General features: G+C 59.1%; 17 protein-coding genes and 1 tRNA gene. 12 read left to right on the forward strand and 6 right to left on the reverse strand.

Annotated elements, in window-relative coordinates:
* Positions 1-86 precede the first annotated feature (86 nt).
* Positions 87-161, reverse strand: a tRNA-Gln gene (locus tag FJ543_RS27845).
* Positions 162-288: 127 nt separating this feature from the next.
* Complete coding sequence (locus FJ543_RS27850) at positions 289-633, reverse strand: VOC family protein (protein WP_140878553.1); 345 nt, start codon at positions 631-633, stop codon at positions 289-291.
* Between the two features lie 223 nt (positions 634-856).
* On the opposite strand from FJ543_RS27850, the gene ppdK reads away from it, so the two are divergent.
* The 4 genes from ppdK to FJ543_RS27865 all read left to right on the forward strand — a co-directional run bounded on the left by ppdK (position 857) and on the right by FJ543_RS27865 (position 5,653).
* Entirely contained in the window at positions 857-3,532 is a 2,676-nt protein-coding gene (ppdK, locus tag FJ543_RS27855; protein ID WP_140878390.1) for a pyruvate, phosphate dikinase, read from the forward strand.
* A 277-nt stretch (positions 3,533-3,809) separates the two neighbouring features.
* A complete protein-coding gene (locus FJ543_RS27860) occupies positions 3,810-4,754 on the forward strand; it encodes a glycosyltransferase family 9 protein (RefSeq protein WP_246678890.1) in 945 nt (314 codons plus the stop codon).
* Positions 4,738-4,887 carry a hypothetical protein gene (locus tag FJ543_RS31610; RefSeq protein ID WP_015318751.1) on the forward strand — a complete coding sequence of 50 codons (150 nt, stop codon included), beginning with the start codon at positions 4,738-4,740 and terminating at the stop codon, positions 4,885-4,887. Before FJ543_RS27860 ends, FJ543_RS31610 begins: the two co-directional genes overlap by 17 nt.
* Positions 4,888-4,912: 25 nt before the next feature.
* On the forward strand, positions 4,913-5,653 hold the full coding sequence (locus FJ543_RS27865) for a polysaccharide deacetylase family protein (RefSeq protein WP_140878394.1): 741 nt from the start codon (positions 4,913-4,915) through the stop codon (positions 5,651-5,653).
* A gap of 53 nt (positions 5,654-5,706) precedes the next feature.
* Here FJ543_RS27865 and FJ543_RS27870 read toward each other — a convergent pair whose 3' ends face one another.
* Together FJ543_RS27870 and FJ543_RS27875 are read right to left on the reverse strand one after the other, a co-directional pair.
* Positions 5,707-6,096 (reverse strand): DUF427 domain-containing protein, encoded by a 390-nt coding sequence (locus tag FJ543_RS27870; RefSeq protein ID WP_015318749.1) that lies wholly within the window; start codon positions 6,094-6,096, stop codon positions 5,707-5,709.
* Positions 6,097-6,224: 128 nt separating this feature from the next.
* Positions 6,225-6,578, reverse strand: a complete 354-nt coding sequence (locus FJ543_RS27875; protein ID WP_015318748.1) for a hypothetical protein — start codon at positions 6,576-6,578, stop codon at positions 6,225-6,227.
* A gap of 316 nt (positions 6,579-6,894) precedes the next feature.
* Between FJ543_RS27875 and FJ543_RS27880 the strand changes: the two genes are divergently transcribed.
* Positions 6,895-8,523: a fatty-acid--CoA ligase gene (locus FJ543_RS27880; protein ID WP_140878396.1), complete on the forward strand. Its 1,629-nt coding sequence runs from the start codon at positions 6,895-6,897 to the stop codon at positions 8,521-8,523.
* A gap of 67 nt (positions 8,524-8,590) precedes the next feature.
* Positions 8,591-9,376 carry a DUF1499 domain-containing protein gene (locus tag FJ543_RS27885; RefSeq protein WP_140878398.1) on the forward strand — a complete coding sequence of 262 codons (786 nt, stop codon included), beginning with the start codon at positions 8,591-8,593 and terminating at the stop codon, positions 9,374-9,376.
* A gap of 730 nt (positions 9,377-10,106) precedes the next feature.
* Here the strand turns inward: FJ543_RS27885 and FJ543_RS27890 are convergent.
* Positions 10,107-10,439, reverse strand: coding sequence for a hypothetical protein (locus tag FJ543_RS27890; protein WP_140878400.1), 333 nt, complete (start codon positions 10,437-10,439; stop codon positions 10,107-10,109).
* A gap of 586 nt (positions 10,440-11,025) precedes the next feature.
* Here FJ543_RS27890 and FJ543_RS27895 point away from each other — a divergent pair.
* The 6 genes from FJ543_RS27895 (at position 11,026) to FJ543_RS27920 (ending at position 16,571) form a co-directional block, all read left to right on the forward strand.
* A complete protein-coding gene (locus FJ543_RS27895; RefSeq protein WP_181174099.1) occupies positions 11,026-12,405 on the forward strand; it encodes a DNA methyltransferase in 1,380 nt (459 codons plus the stop codon).
* A gap of 2 nt (positions 12,406-12,407) precedes the next feature.
* Positions 12,408-12,830 (forward strand): DUF5681 domain-containing protein, encoded by a 423-nt coding sequence (locus tag FJ543_RS27900; RefSeq protein ID WP_140878404.1) that lies wholly within the window; start codon positions 12,408-12,410, stop codon positions 12,828-12,830.
* The gene (locus FJ543_RS27905; RefSeq protein WP_140878406.1) at positions 12,802-13,962 is read left to right on the forward strand and encodes a hypothetical protein; all 1,161 of its coding nucleotides are present in this window, start codon (positions 12,802-12,804) and stop codon (positions 13,960-13,962) included. The genes FJ543_RS27900 and FJ543_RS27905 overlap by 29 nt, the downstream gene beginning before the upstream one ends.
* A gap of 568 nt (positions 13,963-14,530) precedes the next feature.
* Positions 14,531-15,118: a siphovirus Gp157 family protein gene (locus FJ543_RS27910; RefSeq protein WP_140878408.1), complete on the forward strand. Its 588-nt coding sequence runs from the start codon at positions 14,531-14,533 to the stop codon at positions 15,116-15,118.
* A gap of 3 nt (positions 15,119-15,121) precedes the next feature.
* Positions 15,122-16,072 carry a phage recombination protein Bet gene (bet, locus tag FJ543_RS27915; protein WP_140878410.1) on the forward strand — a complete coding sequence of 317 codons (951 nt, stop codon included), beginning with the start codon at positions 15,122-15,124 and terminating at the stop codon, positions 16,070-16,072.
* A complete protein-coding gene (locus FJ543_RS27920; protein ID WP_140878412.1) occupies positions 16,062-16,571 on the forward strand; it encodes a hypothetical protein in 510 nt (169 codons plus the stop codon). Before bet ends, FJ543_RS27920 begins: the two co-directional genes overlap by 11 nt.
* On the opposite strand, the gene FJ543_RS27925 is transcribed toward FJ543_RS27920, so the two are convergent.
* The gene (locus FJ543_RS27925; protein ID WP_140878414.1) at positions 16,555-17,463 is read right to left on the reverse strand and encodes an MBL fold metallo-hydrolase; all 909 of its coding nucleotides are present in this window, start codon (positions 17,461-17,463) and stop codon (positions 16,555-16,557) included. The genes FJ543_RS27920 and FJ543_RS27925 overlap by 17 nt on opposite strands.
* Positions 17,464-17,471: the final 8 nt, after the last annotated feature.

Here is a 17,471-nt window from a genome sequence, read left to right on the forward strand (position 1 = left end):
ACTCCAAAACCCCTTCGGGCCAAAAGTGTTACCCATGTCTCCGGTATAAACCGTAACCTATGTGTCCGGAACGGACCGTCTGCGCTTGGCTGGGGCGCCAGGATTCGAACCTGGGAATGTCGGTACCAAAAACCGATGCCTTACCACTTGGCGACGCCCCAATAGCCGTCAGAGTCGCTGTGCGGCGCGTTATTAGCAGAGCAGCCGAAAAGCACAATGCTTATGAACGACCGCGAAGACGCTCGGCTGACCAGCGGTGCAATCGGCGCTTGGTGATCCACAAGCGGACTAGTGGGACCACACAGCCAGCTCGTTGCCGGCTGGATCGACGAAGTGGAAGCGTCGGCCGCCGGGGAATGAGAATATCCGCCTGACGATCGTTCCGCCGGCGCTTTCGACGGCGCGAAGGGTTTCCTCCAGATTGTCGCTGTAAAGCACGGGCAACGGCTTGGCCGGTGCTTCCGCGGCATCGGCCTGAAAGCCGCCATCCAGGCCCTCGGCGAAGACCGAATAGGTCGGCCCATAATCTGTGAAAGACCAAGCGAAGGCGGCGCTGTAGAAGGCCTTCAACCGATCCAGCGTGCCGCCGGTCGCCGGCATTTCCAGATAGTCCAGTTTTCCAGGCTGTTTCATGACGCACCTCTTGTTCCCTTTATGTTCTAGACGTCGAGCCGTGAGGTGGCAAGTCTTTTTGCCACAGGCCCAGGCGGAGTTTTTTCTTAATCGATTGTAGCGGCCGAACGGCTTGCCGACGCCTTGCCTTTCGCACTGCAGCATCATATCGCTCCAAAGTCGGGCACGGATGGAACTTTGCGTTTCGCCAATCTTTCCAATCTCCTGCAACCGGAGAGCAAGCATGACCAAATGGGTTTTCACCTTTGGCGATGGTGCGGCGGAAGGCCGTGCCAGCGACAAGAATCTGCTGGGCGGAAAGGGCGCCAACCTGGCCGAGATGTGCAGCCTGGGGCTGCCAGTGCCGCCGGGCTTTACGATCACCACCGAGGTCTGCAATGCCTATTATGCCAACGGTCGCACCCACCCGGCGGGATTGGAGGCTGATGTCGCAGTCGCCCTCGACCATATCGGCCGGCTGACTGGCCGCCGGTTCGGCGACCCGTCGAAGCTGCTCCTGGTTTCGGTGCGTTCCGGCGCCCGGGCGTCGATGCCCGGCATGATGGACACCGTGCTCAATCTCGGATTGAACGACGAGACAGTCGAGGCGCTGGCCGCCGATTCCGGCGATGCGCGCTTTGCCTATGACAGCTACCGCCGTTTCATCCAGATGTATTCCGATGTCGTCATGGGCCTCGATCACGAGGTGTTCGAGGAAATCCTGGAAGACCAGAAAGCCAGCCTCGGCCACGAGCTCGATACCGAACTGACGGCGATCGAATGGCAAGGCGTCATCGCGCTCTACAAGGCCAAGGTCGAGGAGGAACTCGGCAGGCCGTTCCCGCAGGATCCGCACGAGCAACTCTGGGGCGCGATCGGCGCGGTGTTTTCAAGCTGGATGAACAACCGGGCCATCACCTACCGGCGTCTGCACGATATCCCGGAAAGCTGGGGCACGGCGGTCAATGTCCAGGCCATGGTGTTTGGCAATATGGGCGAGACCTCGGCCACCGGCGTTGCCTTCACCCGCAACCCCTCGACCGGTGAAAAAATGCTTTATGGAGAGTTCCTGGTGAATGCGCAGGGCGAGGATGTCGTCGCCGGCATCCGCACGCCGCAGAACATCACCGAGGCGGCGCGCATCGCGGCCGGTTCCGACAAGCCTTCGCTGCAGAAGCTGATGCCGGATGCCTTCCAGTCCTTCGTCACCATCTCCGACAGCCTGGAAAAGCACTACCGCGACATGCAGGATCTCGAATTCACCATCGAGCGCGGTAAATTGTGGATGCTGCAGACCCGGTCCGGCAAGCGGACCGCCAAGGCGGCGCTCAGGATCGCGGTTGAAATGGCAAGGGACGGCCTGATCACGAAGCAAGAAGCCGTCGCACGCATCGATCCTGCTTCTCTTGACCAATTGCTCCACCCGACCATCGACCCAAAGGCCGCACGAGACATCATCGGCGTCGGGCTGCCGGCGTCTCCGGGTGCTGCCACCGGCGAGATCGTCTTTTCTTCCGGCGATGCCGAGGATCTGAAGACGCAGGGGCGCAAGGCGATCCTGGTGCGTATCGAGACCAGTCCGGAAGATATCCATGGCATGCATGCGGCCGAAGGCATCCTGACCACGCGCGGCGGCATGACCAGCCACGCAGCGGTCGTCGCGCGCGGCATGGGCAAGCCTTGCGTGTCGGGAGCCGGCTCGCTGCGCGTCGACTACAAGGCAGGCACGCTGGTCTCGATGGGGCAGACCTTCCGCAAGGGCGACATCATCACCATCGACGGCGGCAACGGCCAGGTGCTCAAGGGCGCCGTGGCGATGCTGCAGCCGGAATTGTCCGGCGATTTCGCCGCCATCATGGAATGGGCGGACGCGGTACGCCGCATGAAGGTGCGCACCAATGCCGAAACGCCGCTCGATGCCCGCATGGCGCGCTCCTTCGGCGCCGAGGGCATCGGGCTATGCCGCACCGAGCACATGTTCTTCGACGGCGCCCGCATCGTCGCCATGCGCGAGATGATCCTGGCCGACACCGAGAAGGATCGCCGCGCGGCGCTGGCCAAGCTTCTGCCCATGCAGCGCTCGGATTTCCTGGAGCTGTTCGAGATCATGGCCGGCCTGCCGGTGACGATCCGCCTGCTCGATCCGCCGCTGCACGAATTCCTGCCCAAGACCGAAGCGGAAGTCGCCGAAGTCGCGGCCGCCATGAACGTGTCGGCAGACAAGCTCAGGCAGCGCACCGAGGCCCTGCACGAATTCAACCCGATGCTAGGCCATCGCGGCTGCCGGCTCGCCGTCTCCTACCCCGAGATCGCCGAGATGCAGGCGCGCGCCATTTTCGAGGCGGCAGTCGAGGCCGGCAAGAAAGCCGGCGCGCTGGTCGTCCCCGAGATCATGGTGCCGCTGGTCGGTCTGGCGAAGGAACTCGATTTTGTGAAGGCACGCATCGACGCCGTCGCCAAGAGCGTCATGGACGAGAGCGGCGTCAACATCGATTACCTGACTGGGACCATGATTGAGCTTCCCCGCGCGGCGATCCGCGCCCATGTCATTGCCGAGTCGGCCGAGTTCTTCTCCTTCGGCACCAACGACCTCACCCAGACCACCTTCGGCATCTCGCGCGACGATGCCGCCTCCTTCCTGGAGACGTATCGCCAGAAAGGCATCATCGAGCAGGATCCGTTCGTTTCGCTCGACATTGAGGGCGTCGGCGAACTGGTGCGCATGGCGGCGCAGAAGGGCAGGGCGACGCGACCCGACATCAAGCTCGGCATCTGCGGCGAACATGGCGGCGATCCCTCGTCGATCCGCTTCTGCGAGGAGGTCGGGCTCGACTACGTCTCCTGCTCGCCCTACCGCGTGCCGATCGCCAGACTGGCAGCGGCGCAGGCTGCGGTGCAGACGGCCACGGGGCGTGGATAGACCGGTCCGAGCTTACGGTTTTGTATGAAAACTCACGCGAACGTGCTAGAGGTATCGCACAATCTCGCCATTGTTTCTGACCAATTTCGTGATGATCGCCAAACGTCTCCGGAAACATATGTTGCAGATTTCACCCGCTCCGTTCCGCTCGATCCTGATCATTCAAACGAAGTTCATAGGCGATATCGTCCTCGCTTCGACCCTCGCCAGGAACCTTCGGCTCGAATTCCCCGGTGCCAGGATCGTGTTCCTCTGCGAAGCGCACTTGGAGAGCTTCGTGATTGCGCATGGCATCGCTTCGGAGGTGGTTCCGTTCAGGCGGGCTCGCGCGCGGGGCACCCCGCTGGAGCGCGGAAAAGAGCTCTACGCAACGGTGAAGGCGCTGCGCGGCTTCTGCTTCGATTTGACGATCGACCTGACCGATTCGAAGACCTCTCGGCTTATCAGCGGCTTGGTCAACGCAAAGACGCGCGTCGGCTACAATCCCCCGGAAAGGCCTCTGAAGCTGCTGGAGCGGCAGCCCGCCAATGTGTTTGCCAAACCATTCGGGTTTGGCGGCCAGCATTTTGTTTATCGCTATCTCTCCCCTCTTGAAGCGCTCGGCATCGATCTGCGGGTGACGGTACCGAGCCTCCAGCCGCCGCCATTCGAGGCCGCGAAAGCCTTGGCGCTTCTGGGCACGCACCACATCCGTCCGAACGCCTTCGTCGCTGTCCACGCAGGCGCGAGTTTCAAGGGCCGGCAGTGGCAGCCGGAACGGTTTGCCGAGGCGATTGACCAGATTGCGGCCGAAACCGGACTGGGCATCGTCCTGGTGGGAGGGCCGGGTGAAGGTGAAACCGCCGCGCGGATCGTTGCCGAGACGGCGACGCCGGTGGTGGACCTGGTCGGAGCGCTGTCGCTCGAGACCCTACTGGCCGTCCTGGAACAGGCTCGGCTGTTTCTGGGCAATGAAAGCGGGCCGATGCATATGGCCGCTGCCGCCGGCACCCCGGTTGTCGGCCTTTTCGGCCTGACGCATCCGTCACGCTGGGGACCTGTCGGCGTGCCCAGCATCGCGCTTCGGCCGTCAATGCCATGTGACTGCGTGGCCAAGGATTTGTGTCGCCGAACCGATCCCAGCAAGGCGTGCTGCGTTTGGCGCCTGGAGGTGAAGCCGGTTGTCGAAGCGGCGCGCGAAATTCTCGCGCGCACCGAGCTGAAAAATGAACGCGCTGTCTGAGGGCGATGGAACGGCAAGACTGTCGCTGAACGGCTCGTCGACCAAGTGGGAGGTCAAATTGCCGCGCCAGGCGTTTTTCTGCTATCCCTCGTCCGATTTCCGCCTTCATGCGGGTCTTGGGATGTCGGCTTGAAACCGCCGGTCGGGAACTTGGTTCGATGCATTTGCCGCAAAGACATCTCTGCATGATGGCCATGTCGGTGGCGCTGATATCCAGCGCCCATGCCACGCCGCTGGTCGAACCCACGCTGCACATCAAGCCGGCTGCAAGCGGAACCGGTCGCGTTGCACTCACGCTCGATGCCTGCGGCGGCAAGACCGACACGCGCATTCTCTCGGCGTTGGTGGACAACAAGATACCGGCTACCATTTTCGTCACCGGCATCTGGCTGAAGCGCAACGCCGAGGCCGTCGCGATCATGCGGGCGCATCCCGACCTGTTCGAGCTGGAAAATCACGGTGGCCGGCATATCCCGGCGGTCGACACGCCACAGAAGATCTATGGCATACGCAGCGCCGGCAGCCCGGAAGCAGTCCTTGCCGAAGTCGAATCGGGGGCCGCGGCTCTGGCCACGACCGGCGAACCGGCGCCGAAATGGTTCCGTGGCGCAACAGCCGAATACAGTCCCTCGGCCATTGCGATGATCCGCAAGCTCGGCTTCAAGATTGCCGGCTTCTCGATCAATGGCGACGGTGGCTCGCTGCTCGGCGCCAAGGAAACGGCCAGGCGCATCGCCGCCGCCAAGGACGGTGATGTCATCATCTCCCACATCAATCAGCCGACCCATGCCGCCGGCGAGGGCGTGGTTCAGGGCCTGCTGGCGCTCAAGGACAAGGGCATGACCTTCGTGCGCCTCGACGATGCCGACGGAACAGGTAATCACGGCACCACCGACTAAGGGCCGGCATCACCCGAATATCAATGCCCCTGAGTGTCTTCAAGCCGAAGCGTTCAGTCCGGCTTGGCCTCGATGCTGACCTTGCTGGCGTAGAACGCGCCGTGGTCGCGGATGTCGGTCATCTCGTCGAAGGGCTGCCGATAGGCCCACATCGCGTCCTTGCCCGCTTCGCCCGCCGGCAGCACGCTCCAATAGCTGGCATCACCCTTGTAGGGGCAGTGCGTCGCGTGATCCGTTCGGCTGAGCTTGTCAAAATCGATGTCGGCGAACGGAATGTAGAAGGCGGCGGGGTAGGGGGCCTCCGTCAGCACTTTCGCCTTGGCGGAAGAAGCGATGACCGTACTGCCGGCGCGGATTGTGACGGTGCCGGAATAGGGCTCTATCGTAATGATCTTGTCGGGATTGCGCTGGAAGCCGGGTGCCGGGTTGGCGATCTTGTCCATGCTGGTTCTCCTTGCCCCGACCTTAGGTGTGGTGGGCGACCGGATAGAACAAGGCCCGTGGTCACAAACAAGCAGACACCAAGCGCCCGTGCGTGGCGCAAGACTGGCCTTGGCGTGGCAGCGGAAAATCAGGCAGCGGTTTTGAAGGCGTCCATCAGCCCGGCATAGGCGGCCGCGATGCCCGCCACCGGGTTGCTGCTTCTCGAGATCGTCTCGACCTTCAGCGCCCCTCCGACGGTTGGCAAGGTGAGCAGAAGGAACTGGCGATTGCCGCCATCACCGACGGATGCCGCCGCGACGTGCTGGCCTTCGCCTTCGTTCTGGACGCACATCTTGAACAGCAGTGTGCCGCCGACCGCTTCGAGCGCGCCGCCGACAACTTCGACGAACTCGTCTTCGGAAACGGTCTTTTCGTCCGGCACCAGATCGGCCAGGCTTTCGGCAAGCGTACTCTCGAGAACCTTATCGTCGAGCGCGTCCATGCGAACCTCTTTCAGTCGCCAATCGCACCCCTTTGCCCGTTAACGAAGCTTAACACCGACGATGGCCGGATTATGGCACTTTTTGCTGTTGGTCCGATCACGAGGAGTTTGCGCCGATGGAATCTGTTTGAAGCTCCTGCCATTCGATCGGCAGGGTCGCCAAACGAAATCAAAAAGCCCTCCGGATTCAATCGTTTGCCGATACAGATCGAACTCCGACTTTCGTCCGCTGCGTTTGTGGACGCTGGACAATTCCCCGGTTCGCTTCACAATGCGATCAAAAGCGCACCGCGAAAAGCGTGAGGAGGAACCCGGCATGCTGGGACTGATGCAGGAATGGCCGCTGCTGTGCCACAAACTGATCGACAACGCCGAGCGGCAGCATGGTGCGCGGGAGATCGTGTCGCGTTCGATCGAGGGGCCGATCGTGCGCACCACCTATGCCGACCTTCATCGTCGTTCCCTCAAGGTCGCCCAGCGCCTGGAGCGCGACGGTTTTGCCTTGGGCGACCGCATCGCCACCCTGGCCTGGAACACCGCCCGCCACATCGAGGCCTGGTACGGCATCATGGGCATCGGTGCTATCTACCACACCCTCAATCCGCGCCTGTTTCCCGAACAGATCGTCTGGATCATGAACCACGCCGAGGACAAGGCCGTCTTCGTCGACCTCACCTTCATCCCGTTGCTCGAGAAGATTGCCGGTGCCGTCAAATCGCTGAAGAAGGTAATCGTGCTCACCGACAAGGCGCACATGCCGCAAACGACCCTGCCCGACGCCGTCGCCTATGAGGAGTGGCTCGGAGAGGTCGATGGCGATTTCGCCTGGAGGAGCTTCGACGAAGGCACCGCCGCCGGCATGTGCTACACGTCGGGCACGACGGGCGATCCCAAGGGGGTCGTCTACAGTCATCGCTCGAACGTGCTGCACGCCATGATCGCGGCCATGCCCGACGCCATGGGCCTGTCGTCGCGCGACACGGTTCTGCCGGTGGTGCCGATGTTCCACGCCAATGCCTGGGGTCTTGGCCAGAGCGGCCCGATGATCGGCGCCAAGCTGGTCATGCCAGGCTGCAAGATGGACGGCGCCTCGATCTATGAATTGCTCGATCAGGAAAAGGTGACGTTCAGCGCCGCCGTGCCGACCGTGTGGATGATGCTGCTGCAATATCTGGAGGAGACTGGCAAGACGCTTCCCCATCTGGGCAAGGTCGTGATCGGCGGCTCGTCGTGCCCGCGCGCGATCATGACGAAATTCCAGGACGATTACGGTGTCCAGGTCATCCATGCCTGGGGCATGACCGAAATGTCGCCGCTCGGCACGCTGTGCACCTTGAAGCCGGACTATGCCGGCCTGGAAGGCGAGGCTCGGCTCGACGTCCAGAGCAAGCAGGGTTACCCGCCTTTCGGCGTCGAAATGAAGGTGACCGACGACGAGAACAATCCTCAGCCCTGGGACGGCAAAACGTTCGGCCGGCTGAAGGTGCGCGGCCCGGCCGTCGCCCGCGCCTATTATGGCGGTGCGGGCGCGGAGCAGTTCGACGTGGACGGCTGGTTCGACACTGGAGACGTCGCCCATATCGATGCCGGCGGCTACATGCAGATCACCGACCGTGCCAAGGACGTCATCAAGTCCGGCGGCGAATGGATTTCGACCATCGACCTGGAGAATCTGGCCGTTGGCCATCCCGATGTGGCGGAAGCCGCGGCCATCGGCGTCAAGCATTCGAAATGGGGCGAGCGGCCCCTGTTGGTCGTCGTTGCCAAGCCGGGCAAGCAACCGACCAAGGCCGGAATTCTCGATTTCATGGATGGCAAGGTGGCCAAATGGTGGATGCCGGACGACGTCGCGTTCGTCGGCGAGATACCGCACACCGCCACAGGGAAGATCCAGAAGATCACCTTGCGTCAGCAGTTCAGGGACTATCGCTTGCCGACGGATTGACAGGATGTTGCGTGTTTCCGCAAAAAGGCACTAAACCTCCATCCGGGTTGGGGCAGCGCAGAGAAGAATGGTTAGCATTCCCGAACGGCAAACGTCGAAGGCTGCCGGCTGGTCGCGGCGCACGGGCGCCTTTTCGGCGGTGCTTTTGCTGACGAACTTTGTCGGCCATCGCTTCGGCCTCGTCCAAACGCCGGTCTTCCTGTGGGTGCTGGGCATTGCTGCCCTGCTGGCGGCGCTGGCGCTGCTGTTTGCCGGCCTGGCCTTTGCAAGGCTGTGGAATTTTGGTGACCGTGGTGGCCGTGATCTCACCGTCGGCGCCTTACTGGCGCTGCTGGTGCTCACTCCCTACGGCGTTGCCGCCTACTGGGCGACGATCTATCCGCCGCTGCGGGACATTTCGACTGATTTCGATGAACCGCCCGCGCTCGATGTCAGTGACCGGACCAAGGACATGAACGCAGTGTCCCCGTCGACGCCGGGTGAGCAGACGTTGCAGACGGACAGCTATCCATTGGTCACCGCACGCAGCTACGACCTGCCGTTCGAGACCGTCGTCAATGCTGTTGAAACCGTGCTCGACCGGCGCGGCTGGGACCTTTCGGAGCCTTATCCCGAACTCGCCGGACAGACGGAGGTGACCATCACCGCCGTCGCCTCGAGTTTCGTTCTTGGCCTTCCCGCCGACGTCGCCATTCGCGTCACGGATGACGGCGACACGGTCATCGTCGACATGCGCTCCGCCTCGCGTTACGGCCGCCATGACCTTGGCGACAATGCCGCGCGCATCACTGAATTCCTCACGGATCTGGATCAGGAAGTCGCCGGCCAGATCGGCGCAGCGCCGGCCGAGTAAGGCTCATGCGGCAGGTGTCAGAGCGCGGTGGGCGTTATCCCTGTTCGAGCGCAATATACAGGGATCTTGGCCAGGAAACGCTTGTTTTGGGCGGTCTCCGCTTGGAATTGTCCAATAACATGAGAAAGATATCAGAAAAATTCCCTGCTCAATTCAACAGGGACTTTTCTTTGAGCCATCAGGGATAGAAATCGGCATAACAGTGATGCGCAGGGTGACAAATCCACGAGCGCCAGATGCTTGGGTGTGACGGTTGCGAGCTCTTGTGCTCGGCTAGTTTTGGCTTGCTTCGATTAGCTCTGGCTGCACAGCCTTGGCGCCGATATGCAGATCACTGGCGAGATGTTGGGGGCTGGGGCAAGCGGCACGTAGCGACCGGCAATTCGAAGTGGTCACAGCATCCCTTCGATCACTTGGCGGTCCTGAACCCGGTCACGCACAAGCCGGTTTCTGTTGTTGTAGGCGAGATCGGTACAATCGATTTCGATCAGCCGGATTCCATTTGCCGGCAGTACGTCACGGCGGCGTTGATCGTAGAGACGACTCTGCTCACCGCGATGGAGCCGCTAAGCGTCAGACGATTTGGCTTGTCGAAGTGAGCCACGGCTTTCGCGTGCCGTTGCTCCCGATACTCGATGGCGATGCTCAGACCCGAATAGTATGCGTCAACCGGAAGCTTGCGGCGAACGCCGTTCTTGCCGGGATCACCGCGTAGGAACTCGAAGCGTCTTTACTTTTCGGATATTGCTCCGAAAACCTCATCGCAGATGGCCAACACGTAGGCCTCATCGCTGTTAGCTCGACTCATCGCTTGGATCTTCGCCAACCCGCCCGTCGTGCTTGCGCCTCTGAACCAGCGCTCTCCGAATTCCGGTCGGATGATAGTTTGCGAATAGAATTTTTGACCGGGCACATGATGGATGCGCTCCCCGCCCTGGATCGAGATGTTACCATTGACCTTGCAAGCGGCTCCCGGCTCAGCCGCCGTATAGGCATTGGAGAATTCGTTGGCAAATCGCCGGTACCCGCAGCTCCGCCCAAGGAAAATAATCGGCAAGGCCATCGGTTCGCGGAGGCAGGCTCCCTGCCAGGCTGGAGGTCTTGAAACGGGCTTGCATTTTATGTCGCGCATTCTGCTAAAATACAACAGGCCGCTTTCCCGCTGCTAACGCGATTGCTCAAACTTTAACGGCTGCTCAACGCCTGTCAGCAGACGAGTTCAAACTTCGAGATTGCTTTTGACTCGCAGGGCAGGGGCGTTTGAAGCTCGCGGCCCGAACTTTGTTCGCGGCGCCACGCGTAATCTCGAGATCTCCGCAAACGGTTTTGTTCCCGCCTGACCTATGGCTATTCGCCACAAACTGGCCGGGCTCAATTCGCGATAATTCACCGCGGCTATTTCCCTTCTCGATTTCACGGAAACTGACCGGGAATCAATGCGCGCTAACTCATAGTGGTTAAATAGCGAGGTTCTCGGAAGGATTTCAAATATCTGTTCAACCTGATGACCATACAAGAATTGCAGCGAAATATAACACCGGTATAAGGTGCCGATAACTGGGATCGAAATCTCGTATTAGTCAACATACATCTAATAGCATCCACAAATCCTTCCAATACTAAAAAATTCGTAAAGAAGTATGCTTGACATGCGGGATTCTTTTTATAAAATTCCGATATGTAGGATAGAATTTCTGGTGGTGGTGGCGGAGCAGGCGGCAATGTCGGGCAGCGTAACCAAGATGGAAATGATGGACGTGACCGCGCTGCGTCCCTATGCGCGCAACGCGAGAATCCATTCCAAAAAGCAGGTTGCCAGGATTGCTGCCAGCATCGCCGAGTATGGTTTCACCAACCCGCCCCTGATTGACGAGGACGGCGAAATCATCGCCGGGCACGGCCGCGTGGCTGCGGCCAAGCAGCTGCGCCTACAGGGAATTCCCGTGATCCGCCTAATGGGACTGTCCGACGTTCAGAAACGCGCGCTCCGGTTGGCCGATAATAAGCTGGCGCTGGATTCGGTTTGGTCGGTTGAGTTGCTCGCCGAAGAGCTTAAAGGCCTGATTACAACAGACTTCGATCTTTCTCTGACCGGGTTCGATGCCATTGAGATTGATAAGCTGGTCACGCCCTCTTTAAGCGTCGCTGACCAGGAGGACGAGGTGCCCGCTCCGCCCAGTGATCCGGTTACGCAAGGTGGAGACATCTGGGCGCTGGGCATCCACCGAATTGTCTGCGGCGATGCTCGTGAGGTGGGCAGCTATCACGCGGTTCTGGGTGCCGAACTCGCCGATGCTGTCGTCGCCGATCCGCCTTTCAACGTTCCCATCGCTGGTAACGTAAGCGGCAAGGGATCAGTCAAGCACGCCGACTTTGAGATGGCCTCAGGCGAGATGTCCCGAAACGAATTTCGAGAGTTTCTTTCAACCGGGCTGTCGCTGGCGCGGCAGAACTCTCGCAACGGCTCGCTGCATTACGTGTTCAGCGATTGGCGGATGATCGGCCTGCTGACCGGCATTGGTGAGGAGGTGTATTCCAAGCTTCTCAACATAATCGCCTGGATAAAGCCCAATGCTGGGCTTGGCTCGCACTACAGAAGCCAACATGAGCTGATCGCGGTTTTCAAGAATGGCGACGCCGCTCATATCAACAACGTGCAGCTTGGCCGCATGGGACGCTACCGATCGAACGTTTGGCAATACGCGGGCGCTTCGAGCTTTTCCAAGATGCGCAAACGCGATCTTGCCGATCACCCTACGGTAAAGCCTCTCATGATGATCGCCGATGCGATCCGAGATGCGACAAATCCTGGCGGTTTGGTTCTCGATCCGTTCGGTGGCTCTGGCACGACGCTCATAGCGGCCGAGCTTATTGGCCGTCGTGCATGCCTGATTGAGATCGAACCAAAATTTGTCGATGTGACCATGCGTAGGTTCCAGGACCGGACTGGTGTTGAACCAAAGCTCTTGCCCGAGATGACGCCGCTTTCACAGATTCGCAAACAGCGCGAAAAACACAAGCAGGTCTGAGTATGGATAAGAAAGTCGGATTTAAGAATCCACCGGTCAAGTACAGATTCAAGAAAGGCCAGTCCGGCAATGCAAGGGGACGGCCTCCGAAGGTCAAGAACGCGAGCACCTTGCTGGCCATGGAGCTGGATAAGCTCATAGTCGTTCGTGAAAACGGTCGAGAAACCAAGATCACGAAACGTGAAGCTCTTGTCATCAGTTTGGTGAATGATGCGATCGCAGGAAAAAATCAGGCTCGTGCACTGCTAGTGAAAATCATTGATGTATCGACGCCAGTAGATCCGTTTGTAAGGACAGCCGAGGACGACGCCGCGTTCCGAGCCTTCATAGGACAATTCGCCAAACCGATAGAACCAGAATTCTTGGAACCAGAACTCCAACACAGGGAGGAAGTCGATGGCGATGGACATGACCGAGCTGATTAAGGAACTTTATCGTTCGCACTTTCCATCGTTCACAGAGTTCGTGTATCGCGAGCTCCACAATGCCCAATGGCTGGCCAATTGGCACATCGACGTCATGGCTGACGAACTTGCCGGCATTGCTAAAGGTGAGCACGGGCGCCTCATTCTCAATGCACCACCACGTTCGCTGAAATCGTTTTGCGGTTCGATTGCGTTGCCAGCATTCCTGTTAGGCAACGATCCGAAAAAACAAATTCTCATCGTATTGGGTAACCCAGGCCTTGGGATTGAGCTCCTCGCAAAGCTGCGACGGCTTATGTCATCGTCGCGCTATCGAGGCATCTTCCCGCATGTTCGCTTCGATCAGACCGCCTCGGGCATTGCGCTGCCACAAGGCGGTGCTATTCGCTTTGCCACCATCGGGCATCAATTTAGCGGCCGCGGCGCCGATCTCATCATCGTCGATGACCCGCTGTCGCCCAGCCACGCCAAGAATGAAAAACGCCGCGCTTCCGTCAATAAATTCTATAACTCTGATGTCGCTACCCGCCTGAACAGCAAAGGTGGCGCGATATTGGTCATCATGCAGCGCGTCCACCCGAAAGACTTGACCGGGCACATTCTCGCCAATCATCCGGACTTTAAGCAGCTGGTCCTCTCGGCCATTGCTCGCGCGGATGAGACATGGAAGCTCTCGAACGGAAAGGTCATCCGCCGGGCGAAGTTCCAAGCGCTACATCCGGAACGAGAAAGCTGGCAGCAGCTTCTGGATACGTTGCGCCAGATCGGCAGCTTTCAATTTTGCGGGCAGTACCTTCAAGGCGGAGCCTATTTCACGGAGCGTGAATCTGAACGCAATTTTTTTTGGGAGGTGCGGGGTTCGGGACCAGGATCGCAACCATACGAAGGAATCTGCGGAATGATCATAATAAGATATGTAGATTGCATTGTTCACAGGATATTCGGAGTCGCCTACGATGGTCCGAAAATGTCGAGGGCGATGCCGGAGCAAAGCGAAGAAGATGAAGACTACGGAATAGAGTATCAGGCCGCTCTGTCAAAATCACATCTAATACCATTGCCAGAAAAATTTCGATTTCCCGAAAGGAAATACCCGGAATATTTCATTCTAAATATGCCGGCACTGGCTTAATTGCGACACACTTCGATCTGTCACGTCCGTCTTGAATGATCTAAGCGATCACGGGTTGGTTTGTACTCAAAATTATGCGCGTCGACGGTAGGTACGGATCGCAGCGCCAAATCCGTTGCGCGTTGACGTAAGCCATATCGACAGTGTGCCAATATGCACGGCGAGTTCCGCCAACAAGGAAGACCACCTCCCACAGAGGCGGGTGCTGTTGGTTTGCGCAAGCTCGGAGAAACTCCGTCGGATTGTCGGAAGCGGCGGTTGGGGAAGCTGGACATACGCGTCTCAACAACCGCCTTTGCCTACCATTTACCTGCATGTTCCCGAGTTCGTTCGTGTTTCGATGGTCGGTTCTGAGGCGCATCGACAGGCGTCTGCGTCGTCTAATGTGTCCAACGATACTGCCATCGCGAGAATACCTCGCAGTAACATCCTTAAAAATTAAGCATGTCATAACAGATATCTCAAAGAGTGACGCTGTGTTTAGTTGACTGCTGATCCGCGTCGAGCGTTAATCGATAAGTAAAACAGAAAACTCGCAGATAACTTCCGACAGGTAAGAGGTGTCTCGATGAAAGAGCGTACTAGTGTCGTAATGGCATCGGAGTTCCGCGCGCAAATTTCTCACCTGAAGGAAATTTGTGGAGAGGACGACAGTGATCTTCTTGAGGGAATGATCGAGGGAGAAACGGATGTCGATCGCTTTATCGGCAAGATGGTTGAAATCATCCAGATCGACCAGGCGGACTGCGAGGGGCTAAAAAGTTACCAAAGGAAACTAGCAGATCGAAGAAAACGCCTGGAGGACAGGGTATCTCGACTGCGAATGCTGTTGGCTAGCGTTGTTACCGAACTGCCGGGGAGGGTCTATCGACACCCACTGGCGCATGTCCGCGCATTTGACGTTGATCCTCGGGTCATCGTCACGGATGAAAGCGCCATTCCATCGGCGTACTGGGTCCCTCAGGATCCAAAGCTCAATGAAGCGGCGATGCGAAAACATCTCCTTGAACGTCAGACGCTCATTGATCTGCTGAAGGAATGCCGCTCGGAGGACGAAAGGCGGGCACAACGAAAAGCGATCGATCGAGAGTTTCCCGACATCGCTGGCGCTTCGCTGGGGAATGGTGAAGTTTCGGTTCGAATTCGAGGGGCATGAACAATGAACATGCCTTCTCGGCCGGATCTGTTTCCGCCAACAACATTAAGCTTTCAAAAATACGATCTTACCCCTGCGCAGCTGGATCTTGTCTGGGACATGAATCGCGGGTTGAGCCGGCGTGAGTTCGATCAGTTCATCGAAACAAGCCGGGCATTGGGTCTCAATCCCTTCAGGCGGCAGATTTGTGCCTTTGTCCTGAATGAGCAGAGCTCGAAAAAGCGTCAGTTTGTCATCGTCACGACGATTGCCGGGTTGCGAGCCATCGCTGATAGGACTGGGACATATCGACCGGATTCGAGAGCGGCGCGAATGACGTTCAGCGAGGAAGCAAAGAACCCTCGCTCCAACCCGCACGGGATTGTGGATTGTATCGTCACGCCGTTTCGGTATACGAAGGGGCGATGGCATCGCATTATGGGCCAGGTTTGGTGGGATGAAATCGCACCTATCCGCCATCGCGATGACGGCGAGACTTACCTTGATACCCGCACACCTTGGCCGGCTCGCCCGCGCGGGCAGATCATCAAATGCGCGGAAGCAGCAGCTCTCAGGGCAGGTTGGCCCGATGATCTGGCAAACGTCTACTCCGAAGACGAATTGGATCGCGCCAGGGTTTCAGATTTGACTCCTTCGGAGGTCGCGGACGAAGCCAAAAAGTCGCGTTTGCTGGAACGCATGCAACCGCGCGGCACCATCCTGATCGATATGTGGGACGGCGACGGTCTATCCGCTGTTCCCATCAGCGCCTTCCACGACCGGGTTAGTGAATTTATTCGATCCTACAACGACAAGAAACTGGGCGAATTGCTCACATGGCGGGACCAGCAGCGCATCGCGTTTCGACAATTTTTTGTCCACGACAAGAATGCTGGGCTGGATCTCAAACGCCAGTTCGAGGCCATCGAGACAGCGGCATCGAAGCAGCCGGTGGAGATGGCCAATGGCAACTAAGCTGCCGAACGCATCCCGCGATGAAGTTTTGCGCCCGCCTAAAGGCTGGCGAAAGTCAATCCCATTGGCCGTGAAACTCCAGGTGATCGTCAATCAACGAGGGAAGGCCCCGGACGGAACACCGCTTGATGCGATCTTTGTCGGGATCCATTTTGACCACCGGCCGCCGCTTCATGAGCGGGCCTATGATCCCGATCACGATGAAACCGTGCCGGCGGCCAACGATATCGCGTTCATTGTTGCATTACCGGTACCGGTCCACCGTGAAATGAGCGCGCAGGATGTTTCGCGCATGAGCAAAACAGAACGGCAGCGGATGCTAGAAGTGAATTTTCGAGAACGGCTGCAAAGAAGGATTCCAGGTCAAAAGCGCCTTTGCAAGGGAACAATCCCGAGTCGTCCTTTTCGAATAAAGGAAGAAATAGGTGCGGTATTAACCGGCGAGACAACAATCGACCAAGTTCGGTCGATATCTGAGCGTCCTACGCGGCATGGGTGAAGATACCATTGATGGCCGGGGCACCATCGGTCCTGACCAGACCACGCGCCACCAGGTCCTCGAGATGTGCAAGCACTGAAAGTCCGGCGGCGCCATGTAGCCGGGGATCGGTGTCGCGATAGATTGCCTTGACCATGTCGGGAATGGTCCGGTCGCCGGCTCTGACCCGCTCCAATATCGCACGCTCGCGCATCTTGCGATGCGTCTTCAACCCGCGCATGACAGCGCGCGGGTTGGTCACCGCCCCGCCATGCCCAGGCAGAAGCAGGCTGTCATCGCGCGCGATGAGCCTGTCCAGCGATGCCATGTAGTCGGCCATTGCCCCGTCCGGCGGCGCGACGATCGAGGTTGCCCAGCCCATGACGTGATCGGCTGAAAACAGGATGCCGGTGCCTTCCAGCGCGAATGCCGCATGGTTGGCGGTATGGCCGGGCGTCAGGACGGTCCGGATCGCCCAGCCGTCGCCGCTGACCAGCTCGCCGTCCGGCAAGGCGATGTCGGGAATGAAAGCGGTGTCGGCGCTGGCGTCGAGCGCATTGGTTTCGCCAATGTGCAAGGGCCTCGCCGGCCGGTGCGGTCCCTCCGCCAGCACTTGGGCGCCGGTGCGCTCCTTCAACCGGGCCGCCAGCGGAGAATGGTCGCGATGCGTGTGGCTGACGAAAATGTGGCTCACCGGCCGGCCCGCTATCACGTCGAGCAAGTTCTGAAGATGCGCTTCGTCATCGGGCCCCGGATCGATCACCGCCAGCGTATCGTGGCCCACGACGTAGCTGTTGGTGCCGTGGAAAGTGAAGGGACTGGGATTAGGGGCCGTGACGCGTTGCACGTCGGGGGCCACCCTTACACCTCGGCCGTAAGCAGGGTCGAAGCTGATATCGAATTTGAGAGCCATGTCGGCGC

Source organism: Mesorhizobium sp. B2-5-7 (assembly GCF_006440875.1).
Taxonomy (GTDB): Bacteria; Pseudomonadota; Alphaproteobacteria; order Rhizobiales; family Rhizobiaceae; genus Mesorhizobium; species Mesorhizobium australicum.

Excerpts from the sequence above, each read along its gene's own strand:
- ppdK (WP_140878390.1), top strand. The coding sequence starts at position 857 with ATGACCAAATGGGTTTTCACCTTTGGCGATGGTGCGGCGGAAGGCCGT.
- FJ543_RS27900 (WP_140878404.1), top strand. The coding sequence starts at position 12,408 with ATGGATAAGAAAGTCGGATTTAAGAATCCACCGGTCAAGTACAGATTC.
- FJ543_RS27850 (WP_140878553.1), bottom strand. The coding sequence starts at position 633 with ATGAAACAGCCTGGAAAACTGGACTATCTGGAAATGCCGGCGACCGGC.
- FJ543_RS27925 (WP_140878414.1), bottom strand. The coding sequence starts at position 17,463 with ATGGCTCTCAAATTCGATATCAGCTTCGACCCTGCTTACGGCCGAGGT.
- FJ543_RS27920 (WP_140878412.1), top strand. The coding sequence starts at position 16,062 with ATGGCAACTAAGCTGCCGAACGCATCCCGCGATGAAGTTTTGCGCCCG.
- bet (WP_140878410.1), top strand. The coding sequence starts at position 15,122 with ATGAACATGCCTTCTCGGCCGGATCTGTTTCCGCCAACAACATTAAGC.
- FJ543_RS27865 (WP_140878394.1), top strand. The coding sequence starts at position 4,913 with ATGCATTTGCCGCAAAGACATCTCTGCATGATGGCCATGTCGGTGGCG.
- FJ543_RS27880 (WP_140878396.1), top strand. The coding sequence starts at position 6,895 with ATGCTGGGACTGATGCAGGAATGGCCGCTGCTGTGCCACAAACTGATC.
- FJ543_RS27890 (WP_140878400.1), bottom strand. The coding sequence starts at position 10,439 with ATGGCCTTGCCGATTATTTTCCTTGGGCGGAGCTGCGGGTACCGGCGA.
- FJ543_RS27895 (WP_181174099.1), top strand. The coding sequence starts at position 11,026 with ATGCGGGATTCTTTTTATAAAATTCCGATATGTAGGATAGAATTTCTG.
- FJ543_RS27875 (WP_015318748.1), bottom strand. The coding sequence starts at position 6,578 with ATGGACGCGCTCGACGATAAGGTTCTCGAGAGTACGCTTGCCGAAAGC.
- FJ543_RS27885 (WP_140878398.1), top strand. The coding sequence starts at position 8,591 with ATGGTTAGCATTCCCGAACGGCAAACGTCGAAGGCTGCCGGCTGGTCG.
- FJ543_RS27870 (WP_015318749.1), bottom strand. The coding sequence starts at position 6,096 with ATGGACAAGATCGCCAACCCGGCACCCGGCTTCCAGCGCAATCCCGAC.
- FJ543_RS31610 (WP_015318751.1), top strand. The coding sequence starts at position 4,738 with ATGAACGCGCTGTCTGAGGGCGATGGAACGGCAAGACTGTCGCTGAAC.
- FJ543_RS27905 (WP_140878406.1), top strand. The coding sequence starts at position 12,802 with ATGGCGATGGACATGACCGAGCTGATTAAGGAACTTTATCGTTCGCAC.
- FJ543_RS27910 (WP_140878408.1), top strand. The coding sequence starts at position 14,531 with ATGAAAGAGCGTACTAGTGTCGTAATGGCATCGGAGTTCCGCGCGCAA.